Below are 22,132 nucleotides of genomic sequence, written 5' to 3'. Positions count from 1 at the left end.
GGAAAGCACTTATGAAGAAGGCATGGATACAAACGGCGGCACTCTTTGCCGGGACGTTTGCTTACCAGACCATGGCGCTCGCTCAATCGAGTGGCGGCCTTGGCGAAGTTCTGACGAATGTTCGCAATGATACGCTCGGCCCTGCCGGTGACTTCCTCGGCGCGGCTTCGTTCATCATTGGTGTTGTGTTCGCCATGCTGGCGATCAACAAGCTGGTGCAGCACAACCGCAACCCGCATGATACGTCTTCAAGGCCAGCTACGGCGATCTGGTTCGGCGTTGCGGCCGCACTGTTCATTGCCGTTCCGGAATTTCTCGGCATGGGTGTGACGACGTTCTTCGGCTCTGGTGCCGATACCACGTCGGTTGACGGAACCTTGCGGTCGATCAACTGATGATGGGAGGGATCGGAATTCTGGACACGCTGGCGGCTGTTATCGGTCGGTCGGCGCTGCGGAAGTCGCTGGACGGCTATTGCCGGCTTGTGACATCTGAAGGCGAAAACATGCTTGTTGCCGATGACGGTTCGTTGGTGACGGTATTTCGGCTTGAAGGCTTCCGGTCCATGCCGGGCGAGAAGGAAATCAGCAAGGCGGTGACGGATCTCCGCCTTGCCTTCAGCTCGCAATTGGGAACTGCCGGCTATACGCTTCAGTTCTGGTTCGGGCACACCCCGGAACTAGGTGCGGCCGACATCAATCGTGCACTTGCGGTAACTGAAGGCGTTGCGGCCGATACGGGCCTCGATATTCACGATCTCATAGACGAGCGGCGGCAATTGTTGCCGAAACGTCTGACCGGCGAGCGTTGTTTCATGGCGCTGTGGTCGCGGCCTACCTTGCTCACGCGCCAGGAGCTGAAAACCAGTTCGGAAAAGGCCCGCAAAGATATGCAGGGTGCGCCGCAAATGCGGCATGCACAGTGGCCGGCGCTGGCGATCGACGCCCTCGTTACAAGGCATCGCTCCTTCTGCGAGGCTATGGTGCGAGAAGCCAACATTGTCGGTATCGAAATCGAGCCGCTGGAAGTGCATGAGGCCCTGTCGCAGATCAAAGGCGTGCTGAACCCGGAATATCTGATCGCGGGGGATAGCTGGAAGGCGATCTTACCCGGAGATTATGCGCGGGCTCGTATGCCCAAATCTGTCAAAGAACTCAAGAAAAGCGAGGTTTCGAACCTCCTTTGGCCGTTGCTTTCTCGACAGCTCATCAATGAGCATGGCGAAATCATTGACCAAACGACGGTGCAACTTGGTGAAACAGTCTTCTCCGGTTTCGACATATCGCTTGGACCGGAAGTCGTTGTGCAATTCAATGACCTGATCCGGAGGGTGCTCGACAGCAATCAACGCATTTCCTGGCGGATGTCGATGCTGATCGATTCCGGCGGTTTCCAAGGGCAGATGTTCAAGGAAACATATACGAATATCATGACGTGGACCGCACCGATCCACAATTCACGCATCAAGAAGGCTTTCGAGAAACTGCGTCTTGATGACGGCGCGGATGATACCGTCGTTCGGTGGCGCTGCTCGTTTGCAGCATGGGCGCCAAAGACGGATATAGAGACGCTGCAGCGGCATGTGGCGACCCTGCGGCGGACGGTAGAACGATGGGGCAACTGCCAGACGGACGCACTGGTCGGAGATCCCGTCCAGTGCGTGATGTCGTCGGCTCTAGCGCTCAATGCACAATCGACAGCACCGGCGGCCGCCGCCAGCCTTGCCGACGCTTTTGCCCTTGCGCCGATCGCACGACCTGCAAGCCCATGGCAACAGGGTTCCGTCATGTTCCGGACGAAAGACGGCAAGCTGTGGCCGTATCAACCCGGTTCCTCGAAACAGTTGGGCTGGGTTGACCTGATCGTCGGCACGCCGGGTTCCGGCAAATCGGTCCTGATGAATTCGATCAATCTCGGCGTGGCGTTGTCACGCCAGTCAGGTCGAAGCAGGTCTAACGAGGGCCTGTTGCCGCGTATTTCGATTATCGACATTGGTCCATCGTCGTCAGGCCTGATCAGCCTCATTCGCGATGCTCTACCGGTCCAGCGCCGCCATGAAGCCGTCTTTCATCGGCTGAAAATGTCGGAACAATATTCGGTCAACCCGCTCGACCTGCAACTGTGCATGCGTCACCCCTTCGAATATGAGCGAGCTTACCTTGTAAACCTGCTCTGCCTCATATGTACCCCGGACGGTGAGGAGGCGACCTATGACGGTATCAGTGCGCTTGCGGGCGCAACGATCGACGAAGCCTATAAGTTCTTCAGCGATAGCCGCTCACCGAAGCGCTATTCCAAATCCGATTCCTTCGAGGTTGACGCCGCGCTCGAAGAGCTTGGTTTCGAGATCGACACCGCGACGACATGGTACGAGATCACCGACTATCTGTTCTCGAAGGGGAGATATCATGAGGCTGCACTAGCGCAGCGCTATGCCGTCCCGACCTTGGCCGATCTCGTGAATGTCTCTAACTCCGAAATCGTACGAGAGCCATTCCGAGATATGAAGGCACCAACCGGCGAGGATGTGCTGAAAGCTTTCCAGCGCATGTTGACGGCGGCTTGCCGCGATTATCCGATCCTGGCCCGACCGACGCGGTTCGATGTTTCGAACGCCCGCATCATCGCGTTCGACCTTGCCGGCGTAACCGCGAAGACAGGTCCACACGCCAAGCGACAGACCGCCATCATGTATATGGTCTCGCTTCAGACCCTGACCACCGATTTCTGGATGGATGCTGACGAGATCCGTGCTCGTGATCTAAGCGACGAGGTTCGCGCCTATCATCTTCAGCGGATCGAGAACAACCGGCAGATGGGCAAGCGCCTCTGCGTCGACGAATATCATTTGACTGGCGGCCTGGACAGCTTCCGCGACCAGATGATCAATCTCGGCCGCGTCGGTCGTAAGGCCGGCGTGCAAATCACGCTTGCGTCTCAGCTTCTCGAAGATTTCGACACGAGCATTCAGAAACTCGCCAACAGCTTCTGGTTCTGTAACGTGCCGACGGAGGAATCTATCCGTCAGATTGCATCGACCTACAATCTTACCCCATCGATCATGGACATTATGCGCGGGCTTCGTGGTCCGATCGAAGGGGAGGGCGCACCGCTGCTGGCGATGCTGAACCTGCGGTCAGGCACGTATGTCCAGCACGTATTCAACCAGCTCGGCCCGATTGAAATTTGGGCGCTCTCAACGACGGCTGAGGACACCTCGCTACGCACGATGCTTTACGAAAGCCTCGGTTCGAAGGCAGCCCGGCGCATTCTCGCGCGCCGTTTCCCTTCAGGTTCGGCAAAGGACACGATCGAGCGCCGTCTTGCAGACATGGAAGATCGTGGCGTCGCAATTGATGACAAGGTTCGGGGCAACGCAATTCGCCAGCTCGCGGACGAACTGATCAAGGAGGCCTCGTGATAAAGGCAATTACAGCCGCGCTGTTGGCAAGCGCGATTGGTAGCGTTGCTCTGGCTCAGTCCAACATTGACGACCTGGTGACGGAAACCATCAATTTCGAAAAGCAGGACTCGGATGCGACGGCGACGGCGCGGAAAATGTATGGGCGTGATTTTCGTATCGTGCAGGCAAAGCGCGTCTGGCTCGAAGAACCGACAGATGGTTACGACCAGATGGTGGTCTTGCTCGGCGAGGCCCGCGGTTGTGCGACCGGGTGTTTCGTGTCCGCTTTGTACTATGACGATAAACAATGGCTTGAGGTTTGGCGGGTGCCGGGCAAGTCCGTTGGGCTTGGTCCCGTTGCAGCGACGGGCATGAAGCCGCTCTATGATGGTCATCGCCTCTGGCAATGGTCGGGAACGGCTTATATGGCTCAACCCGTACCCCAAGAGCGCAAGAACAGAACTCCGACAGAAGATGAGCTGAAGGCCGCAACCGAAGCGCTGAAAGAGCGCTTCAAGGGAGGGTCAGAACCGCTCGAGCCGTCGAATGTTCTCGCTCAAGACGTCAATATTAAGGATGGTGACGAGACCGCTATTCTGGTGCGGTCAAATTACTATTGCGGCAATTCGGCGTGTCCCGTGATCTTTCTCGATGGGAAAAAGCAGCTCATCGACGTTCTCGAAGCATGGGGACCAGATTTTTCAGTCATTGACGAGCGTGACGACAATAATCGTCATCTGATCGAAGTCGCGACGCAGGACGGCGTTGCGACCTATTCGCTTGGCGACAAAAACCCGCGCTCCGTCATCAACGCCATGAAGATCACGATAGCGGGGCAGAAGCGATGAAACGCTCGATTATGGTCATACTGTGCTTGGCATTGCTGCAGCCGTTTACTGCGTGGGCGGACTATAATGAAAACACGTCCAAGCTCGAAGGCGGCAACTCCTATTCAATCTTCAACGGAAACGGCGGTAGTGCCGTCGGTCGTTATCAGATCACGGCCGGCACATGGGAATCTCTCGGATATTTCAAATATACGGGTAGTGGTTCCACCGGCAATTGGAACAATTATGTCGCTACCGACAAGGCCAGAGCCGCAGGCGTCAATAGCCTGAATGATCTTCGCTATTCGAGCGCGGGGGCCGCTCTTCAAGATGCGGCGAATATGGAGCTCGCTTCCCGCAATTGGTCATCCCTGAGCAGTCAGGCGCGCGGCCTCGTCGGACAGACGATCAACGGTGTCGAGATCACCCAGGACGGATTGCTCGGCGCGGCTCACTTCCTCGGCGCCGGTGCGCTCAACGATTGGGTCGCCAGCGGCTTTGACCCCTCTGTCTTGCCTGCCTCGTATCTGACGGCGAATGGCTTCTCCTCCTATGCAGAGCTTCAAGCTCACTTGCTGAAACGCATGGCGGCCATGAACGGTCAATCCTTCGCAGGTTTGGAGGGCGGATTAGGCGGAGAGACTGGCGGCGGCATGTACGACCAGACCGAAGGGTTCCCCGGAATCGGCACAAAACGGCCGATTCTCATCCGAGAAATCCCACCATTCCAAGGGGAGAAAGCAACGCTATGAGAATCATCCGACTTCTATCGGTCTGTGCCGTTAGTGGCCTGGCAATGGCGACCTCGCCGGCTCATGCAGACCAAATCGAGCAGCTTTTCAAAGATAGCGGCAAAGGCTGCGTCGATACGGTGAAAATCAACCTCGTCGAGGCCATTCGCGCGGGTATCGACAAGGAAGTGAAGCGCCATGAAGCAGCCCTTCAAAAGCCACCGTCACTGGATTCGCTCGGCTGCCTCGACAATCTGATGAAGGTCAATCTTGATTTTGCAATCCAGGTTCCGGACCTGAGCCAGATTTTCAATCAGGCTTTGTCGAACGCCGAACAGCAAATCTGCTCCTATGCGCAAGAGCAATGGAACAAGGTGACTGAACCGCTCCAGTCCGCGCTTCAATTGCCATCCTTCGATTCCTTGCAGTTGCCCGGCGGTATGGGCGGCGGGTCTGTGCCGACGTTGAACTATGATTACAAGGGCGGCTCGCTAAATATGGACCAGCCCTCGGTCAACAACTCCGGGCGGCGTGAGAATGACGGCTCGCTTTTGAATAATCTCTATAACGATCTCTATGGACCGGGAGGCCTGTGATGAAGGCAGTCATCAAATCGTTGCTGTTTGCTGGAACGGCTTTCGCGTCCCTTTCCGTCGGTAATGCGGCACTGGCCGCTTGCTCCTGCGGCGGTGTTCAAAACATCGTCTACCGCGCTCAGGAGAACATCAATTCTCATACGACTGACGTTGGCAACCAGATTGCGCAAACCATTCTGAAGGGCGTCGCGCAATTGAGTGCCTATCAGAACCGCGCGATCGAAGCTAACTCCCGGACCCAGGAAGCCGCTCAGATGGCAGAAACCATCCGTGAGCGACAGAAGGCCCGAGCTGCAGCGGAAGGCGGTCGGTACGATCCGGCTACCTCGGCCTGCCTCGACTTGTCGGGCATCTTCAGCATGGGCAAGCCAGGGCAGGGGGTCGCGGGCTACGGCGGCAACGATGTTGCCAACGCATCCCGCAATTGGTCATACGGCAACGAGGATATTGGCAAACCGGTAACGGAAGGTGGGTTGGCGGTCGCAAACGCGATCATTGCAGACCGTGACGAGTTGAGGAATGTCGCCGGCTTCGCTGATCCGACTTCAGATGTTCGCCTCCTAACCGACGCGATCACTCTCGATACGTCGGATGGAGAAGTATCCAAGGCTTACGTCCGGATGATCAACAACATGGTCGATCCGATTCCGCCAAAGCCGATCACTCAAGCGGAAATGAGATCGCCGGCCGGCAGGGCGCAAGTTGCGGCTCGTCAGGTCGATGCTACCCGCCGTTCGGCAGCACATTCGATCTACAGCTATCTTGGTGACATTGCGGCTCCTACGGGTGGCAAAGAACTTGCGGATTGGGCGAAAAAAGCCGTGACGGAATCCTATCCCTACGAAGTAGGCGAGCATGTTTCCGAACTGCAGGCGGTAGATATTTTCGTCCGCTCCCGCTTTTCCAATCCAGAGTGGCACAAGGAACTGGCTGGCATGTCTCCCGCCGCTGTGCAGCGCGAACAACTGCTAACCCAGGCTCTCAACCTTCATGTCGATTGGATGAGGTTCAATCTCGAGCGCCGCCAAGCATCGGCAATTGCAGCGCTGTTGTCGAACAGCCTTGACGAGCGCGACAGTCGCACGACCGTAACGACAGCGAGCGCAGCGCAATGAGTGAGCAAGGTCGCATCCGTCGTTTCGCCTCTTGGAACCTGAAACGGGCTTTCGGCATCAAGGTCTTTTTCAACGCAGCATCACATGCTGCGGAAGATGCTGCCGACAATGTTCAGAACACGATCGACGAGTTGCGGCCGAAAGGCCGGTTGAAGGCGAGAAGCTTCGGAGATCGATATGCCGATGGCGGCATTCAGCGCTTCAAAGAACTGAGTGACGGGCTCGACGCAAAGGAAATAGATGCAGCGCTGGCGGCGTGGGACAGGGATTCCAGCATCTACATGGTAGCAGGTTGCATTGCACTCGCTGCTATCCCGGCTCTCTACGTTCTCGGCTATCGGTCCTTCTATCTTCTCATCGGCGGGTGCCTGGTGGCAGTCATCACCTTCGCTTTGGCGATGAAGGCTGACTTTCGGGCATGGCAGATCCGTCAAGGCCGGATCGGCGCTGTGCGCGATTACTTTAACGACCGTCTGCCTTCAAACATGCAGATCCTATCAAAGGACGATTAATCATGAACCGGGTGGGACTTCTCGCTACTTTTTGGATGATCTCGGCAAGCGTCGCGCACGCCGACGACATCAATATTGCCGATATCATCAAGGGCGAGGGAGACGCACGGTCCAATTCCTTCTTGAATATGATCTTTGGGCCGCTCTTCACCGGCCCTAACGACGAAACCCTCATTTCCTCGCTGATCGCGAATTTCAATGTTCTGTTCTTCGCGATTGCGGCAATCCTGTTCATCTACAATGTTGTCGTAGGCGTCACGGAAACCGCCCACGAGGGCGAGATACTTGGAAGACGGCATTCGGCAATGTGGGTGCCGTTGCGCACTATCCTCGCGGTAGGTGCCCTAATTCCCATGCCAACCGGATATAATGCCGCTCAGCATGGCATTGCCTACATGGTCAACGTGAGCACGGCCACCGCCTCATTCTTCTGGAATGAGACGGTCGATCTCATCGTTGAACAGCGATTGCCAGTCGTGGGCGGTGACTATGACGCCCTTGACGGTCAATTCTTGCAGGGATTGTGGCGGGCCGAACTTTGCCAGGCGGTGTACAATCTCGAAGTGTCCAAAGGAGGTGATGGACTAGACGGAATCTCGCGCGGGTCTTGGCGAACGGTATCAGGTGTACCGCAAATGGCATATAGCCTGCCGAATTCTTATGGTGCTTGTGGCATCGTCAGCCTGCCCGGCCAAACGACGGGTTTCCAGCGACTGGCTGAAGCTGCCGGCAAGTCCTATAACGACTACATTCAAGCCATGCAGCAAGCTGTTACCAAAACCGCTGACAGCTTCTCTGGCACTGCTGCGCAGCTCGCCCAGGCGATCAGCAAGCGTGAACAATTGCCGGCCTATCGTGATCTTCGCAAAGATCTCAACGACTGGCGCAAGCAGCACGCGGATATTCTGAAGCAATATATCGGTGATGATAAATTGCAGAAAGCCGGCAAAGACGTTGCGGAAGCAGATGATCCACTGCAGGTGACGCCCGTCGGAGATTCACAAAGCCAGGCACTAGCCGGCAATCTCAAGAACGGCGGCTGGTTGCAAGCGGGATTCTATTATCAGCTCATCGCACGGCTGTCGGCTGACTCTAATTCGGTAGCAACTGCGCTTCCGAAAGTGACGCCAGGAGGAGCGATCGGCGCCGCGTCGAATCCGGGTGGATCGGTGCGCAATGCGATTGCTTCCCAATACGCGGATAACAACTGGTACTTACTCGGCTCGGCTGACGGCGACGCCAAGAAGTTCCTCGACCAGATTTCGGCGACTTACAACGGTACCGTTGAATGGTGGAACGAAAGCGTCGCCAGAAGCGGGATCAGGGCGTTCGTAAATGAACGCGTCGCGTTCGCGGACAGCGGCGGCGATATTTCCGACTGGATGCCATCTGCTGGTTCGCTTTACGAGGCACTGGAGTTCCTTAATCCTATGAGGCCCACCAACGATCCAATGATCGGTCTCGTCACGTTTGGAACGCAGGTCACGTTCTATACGACCGCTGCGATCATCGCGTTGTCTGTCCTTGCAGTGGTGCCATACGTGGGAACCGGTATAACAGTCCTTTCGAACTTCGTCGGTTGGGTCATAAGTGGCATTGGGGCCATGGGCATGTTCCTTGCCTTCGTGCTTCCAATGGTTCCGATGGTGACATGGGTGATCGGAATTGGCGCGTTCTTCCTTCTGGTAATGGAAGCCATCTTCGCCGCCCCACTTTGGGCGATCGCGCATCTCTCTATGGAAGGGAAGGGGATGGGCGGCAGCCAGGCCCGGCGCGGTTATGTCATGGTGCTGGCGCTCACTCTGACGCCGGTCCTCATGCTTTTTGGGCTCCTCCTCGGAATGATCCTTTTCCGGATCATGGGTGTTCTCATTAATGGCGGGCTCTACTACGCTCTGACCTCTGCTCAATCACTCGTGGGAGATAGCTTTGTCAGCTTGGCATGGTTCCTCGGTATTTTTGTCGTCATGTTTTTCATGGCGGCGGTCTATCTCGTCATCATTGAGCGATCGTTCTCCCTGATCGCAGAATTTCCGGGCCGGGTGTTCCGGTGGTTCGACCATATCGGCGACGACCTCGATGCACATTCTGCGATGCGAGCTAATATTGCAGCCATGGGTACGACCAAGGAACTCGGCCGACTTTCTGAAGGGGCGAAGCATATCCCAACTACAGTCGGAAAACTCCTGCCTCGGAAGTAACAGGTGCCGGCCGAACCTTCCTATAAAAGCGGTTCTGAGTTATGGTTCAATGATGGCAACAACGGCGCGAAAGGAGCCGATATGACCTTACCGAAGTATCTGCGTCCCATTTACGACGTTGACGCCCACGGTCTGACAAAGACTGAAAAAGTGGTGCGGATGGTGATCTTCACTCCGCTGCTTATCGTTTTCTCTGTCCCGACGGTCCTCGCCGTCGTCTTCGTCTGCTTGGCCGGCTATTGGGCTTTCATGCTGCTAACGAGTGGAGTTGGAAACATCTTTGCTAATCCCGCCCAATATAGCTTCGAAATATCGATTTTTGCGGCACTTGCCGCGTTGCTGATATTCTCAAACGTGATCGCCAGGAAAATTCGGCGTCATTTCCTGCCGTTCGGCTAAGAACGGTCGTCCAAGCGCAGAAGGCCCGCCTTGCGGGCCTTCTTCATTTCCGCCACCAAGCAAACGGCCCATACCGTTGCATAAGAAAAAATTCCTCTTGACGGGAACCGCCTCTCCGTTGTTCTGTTTTTGTTCTATTCAGGAGCGAAGACAGAATGCGCAAGCCGGAGACGATCGAACGGCTCTACCTAGATTTTGACGGATTCTTCGCAAGCGTTGAGCAGCAGTGTGACCGACGCTTGAGGGGGCGGCCGATCGGCGTCGTGCCGTTCGCCGGCACGACCCGCACGGCAGTCATCGCGTGCAGTCGTGAGGCAAAGGCCTACGGCGTCAAGAATGTAATGCCGATCGACGAGGCAAAGCGGCTCTGTCCAGACCTGGTGCTTGTTCCACAAAAGCCCGACCTTTATCGGCGGGCGCATAACGCGCTCCTGTCCGAAATAGAGACCGTTATTCCGATCGACGCGGCTAAATCGATTGATGAGCTGACTTGCCGCCTCGATGAGACCGGCCGCAATGACCCGGAAGGGTTGTCGGCTCGCATCAAGGCCGCGATCGCAGAGAATATCGGTTCCTTTATCACCTGTTCGATCGGCTTCGCCGCTAATCGCCAGCTTGCGAAAATTGCCTGTAAGGAAGGTAAGCGCGGGGCAGGGCGGTACGGCGACGGATTGGCGATCTGGCGGCCGGCTGACCTGCCTGCGCCGTTGTTCGCGGTTGCGATGGAAGATATTCCAGGAGTCGGCGGGAATATGGCGAAGCGGCTCTATCGATCGTCCATCTACACAACCGAACAGCTTTATAATCTCCAGCCCAAGCACATGCGTCGGCTTTGGAACAACGTCACTGGGGAACGACTCTGGTATGCTCTCCATGGCTACGACATACAGGCCCAGGCATCGAGCCGGGGCATGTTCGGCCATGGGCGCGTGCTTCCTCCGGAATCGCGCACCATGGCCGGCGCGCGCGAGATCTCACGGTTGCTTCTGATAAAAGCGGCGCGGCGTCTGCGGCGCGAGAATTTTTATGCCGCCGGCCTCTGGCTCTGGCTCTCGATTCGTGATGGATCGTGGATGGGAAAGCGCCACCTACCGGTCGTCAACGACGACCAGGCCATCCTTGCCGCCCTTTCCGAACTTTGGGAAAAGGTCGCGCTGGACTATCCGCGCGGACTCACGATCTTCCGGATAGGCGTCACCCTCTATGATCTGACGCCTGCGCATGAACGCCAGCTTGATCTACTTCACAATGATGACCGCCAACGCCGGCGTTGGGAAAACGCCAGCAAGGCAATCGACAACCTCAATGCGCGCTATGCTGCCACTGTTGTCAGCCTCGGCCAATGGCGGCCGCCGGCCGGCGGCCACGTCGGCGGCAAGATCTCGTACACGCGCATTCCATCCGCGGAGGATTTTTGGTGATGGGCTGGAAACAAAGCGTCAAGGTCGGCGACCTGGCCGACAATCAGAAGCTCGAGGCGCGGTGCAAGAAATGCGGTCATGTGCATTACCTCACCCGTGCCATCGTATGCGTCTCGCCGGAACGCGAATTCCTGTACATCGACGAGCTCGAGCGCGAAACAATCTGCAGAGCGCGCGGCTGTCGTGGCACAGTACGGATTTCGATGGTGCGGCTTGATGAGTTAAGCGGGTTTGTCGGCGGCCTTGCGTAACGCCCTTACGACAAGAACAGCCACGCCAAATAGCAGATTGCTGCCAGAATCATTAATCCAACTGGTATTTCATACCACCGCTCGCCGGGCCTCTTGCCACCACACTTAGGACAGTATGGAGCGTTGCTGGCGACAGGTGAGTACGAACAATGACGACAAGAAGTAGTAGCCATATTTATTCCAATAAATTCAATGGCTTAGTCGCATAACCCTTATTATGGAACTAAGCCTTTGATATTGCTGAATATTTTTGATTCACCGGGGCGAAAAGCCCTTATCGGCCAATGCTCGTCGGATTTCCGATCCGGCGTCCCACATACGGTTGGCTTCGGCTTTGTCGACGGAGCGCCGCTCAAAATCCTCTGGCAAGACGCGTTTCAGGAACTCCGCGAATGCCCTAACCTGATCATCTGAAAGATTGACCGTTATTTCGTTCAATGACCCACCCCATTATTATCCGCGCGGATCAACTTGCGCAGAATTGTTACCATTGTCACGGATTTTCCCGACTGTGCTTTGCCAACGATGAGGCCTGTTTTAGGCACAGGCGGCGTTCCAACGCTGTTCTTTGTCATTTCTTCACCGTTCCAAAAAGGCGAGCCCCTTGTCGGTCGGATTCAGCGACCGCACACTTCCTTGCGTCATGACAGGATGTGAAATCTCAGCAAGCTCGTGATCGAGGAGCGTGCGCAGCCGGCCCCAGGTTAAATCTCGATCTTCGCCGCGTATGATCAGCGTCAGATCTCCCCGCGCATCTTGTTCCTGGGCCTCGGTCATGGGCATAACCGTATACCAATCCTGATCAGCCATCCCGTTTCTCCTCTATGCAAGGATCTCGAACATCGACCGCGGAATAAAGCTCCGTGCCTCGCTCATCGTGATCCAGCCTTCATCGACGAGTTTCATGGTGGATTGCGCGAGCGGTCGTGCAATCACCTTGTCGGACTTCATGCCTTCCTTCAGGAGCTGGCGCACCACAGCGGACCATCCGTCGATCGGCTTATCCAGAAACCGGTCGCGAACATCATCATCGAACACAAGGAATTCGCGGACTGCAAAGCGCCTTGTGCCGTCCGACGTGCGGATAAGATGCTGTGAGATAAAGATCTGCAACGAGCTGATCAGGTCGAATGCTCGCGCTGCCTGCTCCTCGGCCGGGAACTCCATCGCCATGCGCCGTAGGCCCTCGGCAACCGACCCGGCATGAGTGGTCGTATTGACGATGTGGCCCTGAATGCTGGCCGCGATGCAGCCGCTCATAGAGCCATGATCGCGTGCCTCACCGACATTGATGATCGCCGGCGCTCGCCGAAGGGATGACCAGATTCCGGCTGCAAAGGTCGGAAGATCACGGCCCTCCCCGATCTCTGATTGGCCAATCAGGCTCGCAGAATCGCCCTGCTCGCTAAGAATGTCGGCAAAGGTGAATTCTATCGGAGCCTGGAAATCCACGATCTTTCGCGGATTTTCGTGGTTTTCGAGATGGTGACGGGTGATCGCGGCCATGGTTGTTGATTTTCCATGACCTGTACCGCCGGCGATGACGATAATGCCGGATTTTGGATTGAGGAACGGCCTCAACTCTTGCTCAAACTGAACATCGTCCAGGGTCGGCGTGCGCGACGGCAACGAGCGCATCGTCAATTCGACGCCGGAGCCGCCGTTTTTCGTGATCGGTGTTGCATTGACGCGGAAGCGATGCCGCTCATGGCGACTGACTTGGACCTCATAGGAGAAATCGAGACAACGGCCCTGCCGCAAAATGCTCGGTGCATCGCTCGATCGCCAGATGTACGACAGCAGCAGATCGACCTCTGAGCGCAGTAACATGCGCTTGGTGCCGAAATGCTGGCGAGAATTGATCTGGATGCGCGGCCGGGCTTCCGACTGGATGGTAATGTCAGACGCCCCGCGCTTGCCGGCCCCAACGATGAATGTGTCGAAAATCTCGGGCGAGGAATCAAACCGCGTCGGCTCTTCCTTCAGAACGGGTACGAAGGAGTCGGTTGGCTTGAATGGAGTATCGTCCAGACGCGATTCGTCAATCATTTCCCTCGCCTATAGAGCCAATAGCCAGCAACCACAGCAATCAGCGCTACGACGATGAAGAGACCGCCATACCCCCCTTCCTGCTTGCGAAGGCCAAGGGGGTCGGCGGGATCGACCGTGCTTGTCTGGCTCGATATAGAATTTCCGTTCACTTGGAGACCTCGAATCTCCGAGTGATCGGTTTCCAACGCCGCGGGTCGGAAACGAATGTTGCGGCATTCTCGATCTTCACCCGGCGCTGGCCGATAAACAGCTCTTCCGGCGTGCCCTTGGCACGAACCTCGCTCGACGTCACTACAAGGCTCTTGACCAGGCCAGCATCAACAAGACGCCGATATTCGACCATTCCCAAATAGTCGCGGCGAAGAAGGTTCATATTCTCCTTCAATGCTTCCTCGGCCTGCATCCGCCCCTGCCGCCAGCCTTCAGCCATATAGCGGTCCCAAATCTTTCGCTCTTCCTTTCCAGAAGGAAGGAACTGGTCTGAGGGATCAGGCGTCTTATCGACGCCGATAACCAGATAATCGCGCCAGCTCGGTATCACGGCCACGAGTCGACCCGGCTTCTCGATGCGGTAATATTCATCAGCCGCAACGCTTTCGCGGCCGCCGTCCGTGATGGTGATCGCCTCCTTGGCCCTGCTCACGACAGGAGGAACGACATAGCCCGCCTCTTTCGGTGCCTTGTAGACCACATCATTGAAATTGAACTCTTGCGAAAGCCTCGACGACTGCGCCTCAAGCTCTCTCAGGATCTCCCACGAACGGCGCTCATAGGCGGCCTGAGCGGCATATGAGAGCGCTGCGTCGCGCAGTGCCGAATACCGCTCTGAATCAACCGCGTTCGCGCCGGTCCCGCTGCGCGTCTTACGGGCAAACTGCTCGTAAGTCATCGGTGCGGCCGTCCCGCCAGTTAGGTTGTCCACTCCGCCAAGGGTTGGAGGTGGAGGCGGCTCGTCCGGATTTGATGAACCGGTCGTGGTGCAACCGGCCAGGGCAACGGAGACGGACAGTGCGGCAAGGATTGTTGGAAACTGCTTCATAGCTTGGTGTCGTCCAGGTGCGGGACCGGGCTTTTTTCAGGCCGGGCGTAGTGGATGGTCATGACGCGTGCGAACTGGTCAATTTCCAGCCATGCACGCCCCTTTCCTTGGCCGAAGGCTTCCCGCAAAAGGCCAAGAAGCGTCATGTCAGCCCAATGGACCGAAACCAAGATTGGAGACCCTGAACGTTCTCCATTCGCCCTAACGGAATAACCGGCCATGCGGGCCGCCTTCCGTGTGATATCATCCAGAGTACCGTTCCAACGGGCATGGACCGGCTGTAAAAGCTCTTGTCCGGCGGTCTCCGGATGCAGCCTGACAGTATTACTTGCGTGAGGCTCTAGTGCTCTCGGATATAGCGAAGCATATCGCTTTTCCTCGTTCACAGTCGCCAACGACGAATCGAGATATTTTCTAACCGATAGAGTATCGAAATTCTCTTTCTTGTTCGCGCAGGCACCCAATAGGAATGCCAGAGCTACAATTACTGAGTTCCGCATCAAAAGTCGCCTTGTCTCTCATTATGGACAAGCGATCAATGGAATGATCACCCTCTCAAAATCAGTCCTACCCAATTTGACGGATTTTGCAATATACAGCATCACCAAAGCGGGCATTTTCCTGCAATCTTAATACGAGATTCCGTGCCCCTTCTCTCGTCCGCGCGTTTGCTGCTGCTCGTGTGCCATCTCGATTTTCTGCGCCTGTTGAGCGGCCTGAACGGTCGTCGCAAGCTGGTCAGCTTTCGCGTACCCGGCTGCGAACGCTTCAACCCGCTGCTGATCAGCACCGGGCATCGCCTGGGCGAGGCGATCGCGATCAAGCTCATTCGTTCCCGACAGGCCGAACCGGTCGCGAACTGTCTCGACAAACCGTCGCAACTCACCCATTGCCTGCATGTCATCTGCTGTTCTGACCAAAGTGCCTAAACGATCGGGCGGGCTCTGCTCAATGCGGCCGACCAGCTCACGCGCTGCCGGCGAAAGATCCTCAATGGGCTCTCGCATCAGGGTGCGGAACCGCTGCTCGTCCTTGGTCAGATCATTCCTCAGATTGCTTCGAACCTGGCCGTAATCCTGCAAGGCCGAGATCGCCGGCGAGACCGCTGCCAGCGCCTTCTCTCGCACGCCGTCATTTCGGCCGAACATGCTTCTGCTGCCGTGAAGCTCGCCAACAGATGCTGGATTATCCCGAATGGACTGCGCGAAATCGGCGACTGGAACCCGCCCGTCATCTATCCGGTTCCGCAGCGCAGAAAGCACGACTTCCGGCCGCTGCCAGACGGCTGCAACCGCCGTCTCGAGACGGCGTGTTGCTGATTGCATGACCGGCCGGGTTTCCATCCGTGCCGCAACCGTCGCCTCGATGCTATCGCGCCAGTCGGAGATTGCTGCAACAAGGGGTTTTTCTGGTGTCGCAAACATCGCCTGCCTCTTTTCATACTGTTCGACTACCAGCCTCTCTTTCGCTTCGCTGTTGAGCGTCTGCGCGAGTTCGAGGCGCGTGAGATCCTGACCGGCTTTCTGCCCGGCATGGATCAGCGGCCAGTTGTCAATGAAAGCCTCTCGAACCGACTCCGGTATCAGCGACTGAACCTGATTGCGATCGTCGGCGCCGAGATCCGGACCGCTGGCAACGACAGTCGCTTGCGGAATAATGGACGCAATTTCCCGATTGAAGCGCTGAAGATCCGTCGCGGCTGAACCGTCCCTTAATTCATATCCAGCACTCGTGAACCAACGCCGACGTGCTCGATCCGTATCAGAGATTTCGGCATGTCCTAGATTATGCTCCAATCGGGAAAGGGCTTGACGAACCGCAGAAGTCATTTCGGGGAATGTGATGTCCGGAACCGTTACGACCTGCCGCTGTGACGGTTGATATTCCGGCCGATGTTCGGCGGCTTTTCCCTGTTGTTGCTCGGGCCGAACGACATGGGCGAATTTCTTGCCAATGGCTTCCAGCCGCTCGGCAACCTTCGTGAAGCGCTCTCGCAATGCCGCAAGCTGATGACGGAACATATCCCCAATTTCGCTCAATGATGGGATGCCGCGCCGTTCAGCAAATTCCTTCACGCTCAGACGGTAATCGTCAGTCCGTTCATAAGCGAGCGTGGTATCCTTCATGCGATCGCGTGAAAGTGTGTCCACCAGCTTATCCAGAGTTCCGAATTCATCGGAACCTGCATAAAGAGTCGCACTGTCTCGATGCCGGCTCATCGCCACATACGTCATGTGCGCGTCCATCGTCGGGCTCGCTAGAACGTGGGCACGATCGACCGTCGCGCCCTGGCTCTTGTGGATCGTCGCTGCATAGCCATAATCGATATTCGCGTAATCGTTCTGTGCGACGATGACGCTTCGACCGTCAAACAGACCAATCACGAGACGGCCGCGACTAGCCTCCTCAACATTGCCGAATGAACCGTTCTCGACGCCAAGCTCACGGCTTTTCTCTAGAAATACGATACGATCCCCAACCGCAAACTGACGCTGGCCCCGATCAGTCCGGAACCCATGTTCCTCCTGAAGACCGCCTCCCTCTTTGATAACGTTACGGGCAGCCATATTCAGAGCGAGGACATCGACATTGCGATGCGCAAGCATCAACACATCGACGCCGGCCTCCCAATCACTCCGCCAATTGCCGATCAAAGAATTCCGAGCCGATGCACTGTCAGGTTCGAGCTGGACAAGATCATGTTCGACGTAGCGCCCGATCGCGTCCGCGGTATTCCCCTTGCCGAATTCAATGGTCGCATTCTGCATCCATTCTTCGCGCTGGCGGCGAACGCCCGTAAGCTCGATATACCCTGCGTCATCGGCAATAGCCCGGAAGGCGGCACCAGCTTCAATCGGCTGCAACTGGCGCGCATCACCGAGTAAGATGAGCTTCGCTCCAGCTTCTTCTACCGCAGAAACAAATCGCTGCATCTGCGCTGAACCGACCATGCCTGCTTCATCAAGTACGAACACATCGCCCGGCCCCAACTGGCGAAGGCCGTTCTTCCAAGACGCCTCCCAGGAGGCAAGTGTGCGGGATTCAATGCCCGCACTTTCCTGCAAGCCGACAGCAGCCTTGCCGGCCAACGCTCCCCCTACGACACGCCTCCCCTCTCCCTCGTAAACCGCGCGAACTGCGTTCATCACAGTCGATTTGCCGGCACCTGCATAACCGACCATGACGGCGATACCCGCATTTTCAGTCAGGCGAGAAATGACAACCTTTTGCTCTGGATCGAATTTGAAACCGGCACGTTTCTCAACATCTGCGACAACCTTATCAGCGCTCTTCTGATTAACCGCAAAACCGTCCCGACCGACTAGCGACCGCGCAGAAGCGATCATAGTTCGTTCGGTATCGAGCACTTCCGTCGTTGTATATTTTGCGCGCTCAATGATCTTGTCTGTCATCGGATCGAAGATCGGTGATGCAATCATCACCTGATTTCCAAGCGCGCCTACGCGAAGGAACAGCGCCTGAAAATCCTCGTAGGAATCGGTGTAGCGATGGACTGTTCGCGCAACGTCGCGCTCATCGAAGACAGACTTTTCAGCGGTGATCAGCTTCAGGATGATGGAAGGATCTGCCATCACCTGCTGGCGGCGTGTCGCTTCAATCTCTGCATTGATCTCTATGCGATCCGACTTCACCCCTTTCCGGTCCATCCCCTCGGCGGTAGGCCCGCGGTGCATGGTTGGTTCGATCGCAATTCCCTGCTCAGAATAGGAGCGGTGGTCAACACGAATATCGAAACCGTGTGAGGCAAGATGATGGTTCTGCACATCCGCCCATGCTTCTCTCAGTGCAGGGATAAGTTCCTTGTCTCCGGCGAACTGGCGATAGAGGGCATGGCCGTTCTTCGAGAATTTCGGCTCACCATTCTCATCAACCGCGCGAACGTTTTTTGCTCCAAATCCCTCATCTGTCAGAGGCCGCAAAGCGCTCATGATATGAACGTGCGGATTGCCCTTGATCTCGTGATACGCCCAATCCGCCACGACCCCCTTCTTTGAAAAGTTCTCCTCCACGAATTCGCGGACCAGGGCAATGTTCTGTTCCCGCGAAAACTCAACAGGCAGGGCAAGTGTCATTTCGCGAGCAAACTGCGCGTCTTTCCTGTTCTCGGATGCCTCAACTTTATTCCAAAAAGCCTCCGACGCTTGAACCGGAGAAAGGTTCGCAAGAGACCGCGCCCAATCAGGTGCATTAGCCGGTATCGCGAATTCGCTGTGAACGTTCCCACGCTTGTTCGAGAAATCGTAAGACCGCTCATAGGTCTGATTGGTCATTGCGGCACAATGGCGGTACGATGCTGCTGCGACCGCGCTTTGCCCGGTCGCCCTGCTAAGAACCTTCGCATGAAGATGAAATATCGCCATGCGAACACACATAACAAGCAGGTATCGACTTGTCGATACATAAGTGCGCCCTTAGAAACCGGAGCGCTGCGCGGCTCCGGACGGGACTGACAATGCGTTGGCTACGCCAACCCTTTGTTTTTCTCTGTGTCTCGCTATTGCTCGACAGCTTATCGAGTGGAATTCAATCTTGCCGTATAGAGCAACTGGCGGTATCAATGACGAGTGTACAGCGCAACAACGGAGGTTATTCGTGGCTCGCACATCAAAGGTATCGAAGATCCAATACGAGATTGCACGTCTCCAGCAGCAGCTAGACGCTGAGCGCGCAAAAGAAGCTGAAAGGTTGGGAAGCCTAGCGGTCAAAGCCGGCCTCGCTGACGTTGAAGTCTCCGATCGCGATCTGCTCAAGGCTTTGAAAGAGGTGGCCGAGCGATTTCAACAAACACCAGCCGAGTGAAGCGGGACGCTTAGCGCTCCTGCTTGGTAAGCGACAAAGGGAGTATCGAGACAAGATGGCGGCAAATCGGCAAAAGGATGCGCATGAGAAAATCATGCTTGGTGGGCTCGTCGTGAAGGCAGGTCTTCGTGGTGAGAACCCCGCCTTTATCCTCGGTGTGCTGCTGACTGCTTTTGAGCAAAAGGATAACGAGAAGCTTCGCATTGCGATGATCGAAAAAGGCAGGAAGGCTTTTGAGAAATGATACGGAAACCGCCTGAACCTGCTGTTGGAGTTCTCGTTATCACTGCTATCGTGGCGGCGGTCATGACGCCGCTCTTGTGGTACTTCCGTTTCGTAAACCCATCATGGCCTACGGCGAACGGTCATTTCGTCCAACTCTCATTTTCGCAGGCATGGGATTGCCTGACGATATGGAAATGGGGCGCTTGCCGATCCCATCTTGAAGCGATCGGAAGCCCCCTCGCCGGCTCAGCTATTCGCAACCAGGTAGTCGTTATTGCGCCTCTTATAGTCGCTCTCGCCCTCCTCGGAGTATTCATTTATCAGAAGTGGCTCGTGGTTCGGCAACGCATCATTATCTCGGGAATGGTCGTAGAGGGAATGGACGCTTTGTTGCGTGCTGCTCGTTACGAGCAGAAGCACAATCGCTATCCGAAGACTCGCGGAATCCATATGTTCAATGGATGGCATTACACGCTCCCTCGCGAGACAAATCACACATTCATCCTTGGCGCTCCGGGGGGTGGCAAGACGGTAACTTTTCGTCGCATGATCGGCTCCGTTGTCGAACGCGGGGACAAAGCTATCATCTTCGATGAGAAGGGTGACTATACCCGCATAACACCTCCATCGGTTCGTGACGGAAAAGAGGTTCCTCCGCTTCTTCTGGCGCCACAGGATGACCGTTCGGCGGTTTGGGATATTGCGGCCGATTTGATCGTGTCACAGGACGCTGTTGAATTGGCGCAACGTATCATTCCCGATGACGGACATCCGTTTTTTACGCAGAGCGCTCGCGCTGTCCTCGCCGGCTGCGCTATCAAGCTGATGGCGGAAAAACCGAAGGAATGGACATGGCTCGATCTGCTCAATGAAACGCGTCAGGATCAGGAAAAACTGCTCCGGATCATGCTCAAGTATCAGCGCGGAGCCGACATATTTTTGACCGCCGATTACAAGCAGGTCATGTCCACTCTCGGACAGCTCGAAACGAATATGCGCCTGCTCGAAATGCTGGCGACGGCATGGCCGACCTATGAGGGAAGACAGCGATTCCGGTTGCGTGAATGGCTGGTCAACAAGACCGATCAGAGAACTGTCATTGTCCAGCACTCCGGTCGATATGCCGAACTGTCTGACGGCTGGATCTCCGCGCTTTACGCGGTCGCAGTCTCTACGGTAACGGACAGTAACCTGCTTTCAGACCATGACCTGCGCCGTATATGGTTCTTCCTTGACGAATGGGGTCAGCTTCCTGAAATTCAGGATTTCGAGCGCTTCGTTACTCTCGGTCGGTCCAAGGGGGTCTGTGCCGTTCTCGGTCTGCAAGACCTGTCACAGATCGCCAAAAACTACGGACAGGAAGTTCTTGACGTCCTCATTGCGTCTGTTGGCACAAAGGTCATAACTCGTATCAACTTTGGCCCCACAGCCGAACGCATGGAACGTGACCTGGGCGAGACGACATTCTATGAGTATCGCCGGGACATGATGACCGATGGCACGACGAAATGGCTGAAGGAGACGCATCGCGCCAGCCCTATCGAACGATCGGAATTCAGCACGGAATTGGGCGTCGATGATAAAGGTGTGACCGCCTTCGTTACCGGGATCGGCAAGAACGTCTATCAGGTCAAATTCCCCTTCCCTGAAGACGCAAAGGATCATCGCCCGTCGAACGTTCCGGCCGAGTGGACCTACACCTTTAAACCAACCGGCACCTTCACCAGTGACGCCGATATCGACGTCTATGTGAAGGCGGTTCTTGGTAAGAACTCGCCGCCGCCACGAGGTGCGCTCCCTTCGACCGAAGATACCGAACAAGAGGACTTGCCGCTTGAAGAAGCCTTCAAAGCGGCGGCCGCGGCCGCACGCGAAAATGCGAGTGCTCCGGCACATCCAGAGACGGCCGGAGACAAGCCCGAACAGGTCGATCTTTTTGAGAAGTACCGCTAGTCGTCCTAGTGGTAGGCCTCCATATCGGACGCCGCCCGCACATCAATCGACACGTGCTTTATGACATTCCCGTCCTTGTCTTTCGCGACAAGCATTTTGGGATTGTAAGCATAAACGCCGTTGTAATTGACGCGATAGATCACGCCGATCTTTTGCCAACGCTTTTTGGCGCGCATCACTGTATCTCGAAAGACTTCGAGTTTAGCCGCCAGCTCGTCATTTGTCGGAGTTGTCCCATCCGCTCGCGGATTTAACACCAACTCCCGAAGCATCTTAGACCAATGCCTGTTTTTTGGAGGAGGGTTATCCGCGAGTTCTGTCAACCAAGAGAGATTCACGCCGGCTTCACCCGGTTTTATTTTCTCTGGTTCAGGTGGGCCGTCAAACGTTATTACCTTTGAGATGCCCTTCATCTGTTCCGCCAGTCTGTCGTTCCCACGTTCGATTTTATTTGGTGCGCTTATTGGTGTACTTTTATACAAGAGAACGTCCTAACCGTTATCATCTCCCTTAATGGAGTCAATGTTTTGCTCCATCCAGCAGAATCATTTCACAATGAATCCTGCGACATTTTCAATGTCAAATA

The 22,132-nt window shown here is 55.9% G+C and carries 22 protein-coding genes; 14 read left to right on the top strand and 8 right to left on the bottom strand.

What is annotated here, in order from left to right:
* Window positions 1-11: 11 nt before the first annotated feature.
* From FHS76_RS19980 to FHS76_RS19930, 11 genes are all read left to right on the top strand, one after another.
* On the top strand, window positions 12-395 hold the full coding sequence (locus tag FHS76_RS19980) for a hypothetical protein (protein WP_100560328.1): 384 nt from the start codon (window positions 12-14) through the stop codon (window positions 393-395).
* Entirely contained in the window at window positions 395-3,421 is a 3,027-nt protein-coding gene (locus FHS76_RS19975) for a hypothetical protein (RefSeq protein WP_100560326.1), read from the top strand. Before FHS76_RS19980 ends, FHS76_RS19975 begins: the two co-directional genes overlap by 1 nt.
* Window positions 3,418-4,251 (top strand): hypothetical protein, encoded by an 834-nt coding sequence (locus tag FHS76_RS19970; protein WP_183657164.1) that lies wholly within the window; start codon window positions 3,418-3,420, stop codon window positions 4,249-4,251. The genes FHS76_RS19975 and FHS76_RS19970 overlap by 4 nt, the downstream gene beginning before the upstream one ends.
* Complete coding sequence (locus FHS76_RS19965) at window positions 4,248-4,982, top strand: hypothetical protein (protein WP_100560323.1); 735 nt, start codon at window positions 4,248-4,250, stop codon at window positions 4,980-4,982. Before FHS76_RS19970 ends, FHS76_RS19965 begins: the two co-directional genes overlap by 4 nt.
* Window positions 4,979-5,557, top strand: a complete 579-nt coding sequence (locus tag FHS76_RS19960) for a hypothetical protein (protein WP_100560321.1) — start codon at window positions 4,979-4,981, stop codon at window positions 5,555-5,557. The genes FHS76_RS19965 and FHS76_RS19960 overlap by 4 nt, the downstream gene beginning before the upstream one ends.
* Window positions 5,557-6,672, top strand: a complete 1,116-nt coding sequence (locus tag FHS76_RS19955) for a hypothetical protein (RefSeq protein WP_100560320.1) — start codon at window positions 5,557-5,559, stop codon at window positions 6,670-6,672. Before FHS76_RS19960 ends, FHS76_RS19955 begins: the two co-directional genes overlap by 1 nt.
* Window positions 6,669-7,184 carry a hypothetical protein gene (locus FHS76_RS19950; protein ID WP_100560318.1) on the top strand — a complete coding sequence of 172 codons (516 nt, stop codon included), beginning with the start codon at window positions 6,669-6,671 and terminating at the stop codon, window positions 7,182-7,184. The genes FHS76_RS19955 and FHS76_RS19950 overlap by 4 nt, the downstream gene beginning before the upstream one ends.
* A gap of 2 nt (window positions 7,185-7,186) precedes the next feature.
* Entirely contained in the window at window positions 7,187-9,385 is a 2,199-nt protein-coding gene (locus FHS76_RS19945) for a DotA/TraY family protein (RefSeq protein ID WP_100560316.1), read from the top strand.
* A gap of 3 nt (window positions 9,386-9,388) precedes the next feature.
* Window positions 9,389-9,784 (top strand): hypothetical protein, encoded by a 396-nt coding sequence (locus tag FHS76_RS19940; RefSeq protein ID WP_100560314.1) that lies wholly within the window; start codon window positions 9,389-9,391, stop codon window positions 9,782-9,784.
* A gap of 155 nt (window positions 9,785-9,939) precedes the next feature.
* Complete coding sequence (locus FHS76_RS19935) at window positions 9,940-11,205, top strand: Y-family DNA polymerase (RefSeq protein ID WP_183657162.1); 1,266 nt, start codon at window positions 9,940-9,942, stop codon at window positions 11,203-11,205.
* Entirely contained in the window at window positions 11,205-11,456 is a 252-nt protein-coding gene (locus tag FHS76_RS19930; RefSeq protein ID WP_112700661.1) for a hypothetical protein, read from the top strand. The genes FHS76_RS19935 and FHS76_RS19930 overlap by 1 nt, the downstream gene beginning before the upstream one ends.
* A gap of 255 nt (window positions 11,457-11,711) precedes the next feature.
* On the opposite strand, the gene FHS76_RS22975 is transcribed toward FHS76_RS19930, so the two are convergent.
* The 7 genes from FHS76_RS22975 to traA form a co-directional block, all read right to left on the bottom strand.
* Window positions 11,712-11,894 (bottom strand): DUF7706 family protein, encoded by a 183-nt coding sequence (locus FHS76_RS22975; RefSeq protein ID WP_445433050.1) that lies wholly within the window; start codon window positions 11,892-11,894, stop codon window positions 11,712-11,714.
* A gap of 141 nt (window positions 11,895-12,035) precedes the next feature.
* Window positions 12,036-12,266: a hypothetical protein gene (locus tag FHS76_RS19925; RefSeq protein ID WP_183657160.1), complete on the bottom strand. Its 231-nt coding sequence runs from the start codon at window positions 12,264-12,266 to the stop codon at window positions 12,036-12,038.
* A gap of 12 nt (window positions 12,267-12,278) precedes the next feature.
* Window positions 12,279-13,505 (bottom strand): type IV pilus twitching motility protein PilT, encoded by a 1,227-nt coding sequence (locus FHS76_RS19920; RefSeq protein ID WP_183657158.1) that lies wholly within the window; start codon window positions 13,503-13,505, stop codon window positions 12,279-12,281.
* Entirely contained in the window at window positions 13,502-13,657 is a 156-nt protein-coding gene (locus FHS76_RS19915; protein WP_157803363.1) for a hypothetical protein, read from the bottom strand. The genes FHS76_RS19920 and FHS76_RS19915 overlap by 4 nt, the downstream gene beginning before the upstream one ends.
* A complete protein-coding gene (locus FHS76_RS19910; RefSeq protein WP_100560303.1) occupies window positions 13,654-14,547 on the bottom strand; it encodes a type IV secretory system conjugative DNA transfer family protein in 894 nt (297 codons plus the stop codon). The genes FHS76_RS19915 and FHS76_RS19910 overlap by 4 nt, the downstream gene beginning before the upstream one ends.
* Window positions 14,544-15,047 (bottom strand): DotD/TraH family lipoprotein, encoded by a 504-nt coding sequence (locus FHS76_RS19905; RefSeq protein ID WP_100560301.1) that lies wholly within the window; start codon window positions 15,045-15,047, stop codon window positions 14,544-14,546. The genes FHS76_RS19910 and FHS76_RS19905 overlap by 4 nt, the downstream gene beginning before the upstream one ends.
* Window positions 15,048-15,176: 129 nt before the next feature.
* Entirely contained in the window at window positions 15,177-18,929 is a 3,753-nt protein-coding gene (traA, locus tag FHS76_RS19900) for a Ti-type conjugative transfer relaxase TraA (RefSeq protein ID WP_183657146.1), read from the bottom strand.
* A 232-nt stretch (window positions 18,930-19,161) separates the two neighbouring features.
* Between traA and FHS76_RS19895 the strand changes: the two genes are divergently transcribed.
* The 3 genes from FHS76_RS19895 (at window position 19,162) to FHS76_RS19885 (ending at window position 21,546) form a co-directional block, all read left to right on the top strand.
* Complete coding sequence (locus FHS76_RS19895; RefSeq protein ID WP_183657143.1) at window positions 19,162-19,368, top strand: TraC family protein; 207 nt, start codon at window positions 19,162-19,164, stop codon at window positions 19,366-19,368.
* Window positions 19,369-19,462: 94 nt separating this feature from the next.
* The gene (locus FHS76_RS19890; protein ID WP_407924993.1) at window positions 19,463-19,612 is read left to right on the top strand and encodes a conjugal transfer protein TraD; all 150 of its coding nucleotides are present in this window, start codon (window positions 19,463-19,465) and stop codon (window positions 19,610-19,612) included.
* Window positions 19,609-21,546, top strand: coding sequence for a type IV secretion system DNA-binding domain-containing protein (locus tag FHS76_RS19885; RefSeq protein ID WP_100560293.1), 1,938 nt, complete (start codon window positions 19,609-19,611; stop codon window positions 21,544-21,546). Before FHS76_RS19890 ends, FHS76_RS19885 begins: the two co-directional genes overlap by 4 nt.
* A gap of 5 nt (window positions 21,547-21,551) precedes the next feature.
* On the opposite strand, the gene FHS76_RS19880 is transcribed toward FHS76_RS19885, so the two are convergent.
* Window positions 21,552-22,028: a hypothetical protein gene (locus FHS76_RS19880; RefSeq protein WP_146617407.1), complete on the bottom strand. Its 477-nt coding sequence runs from the start codon at window positions 22,026-22,028 to the stop codon at window positions 21,552-21,554.
* Between the last annotated feature and the right edge of the window lie 104 nt (window positions 22,029-22,132).

Source organism: Brucella daejeonensis (assembly GCF_014199265.1).
GTDB lineage: Bacteria > Pseudomonadota > Alphaproteobacteria > Rhizobiales > Rhizobiaceae > Brucella > Brucella daejeonensis.
This window is presented reverse-complemented; position numbering and strand designations above follow the sequence as displayed.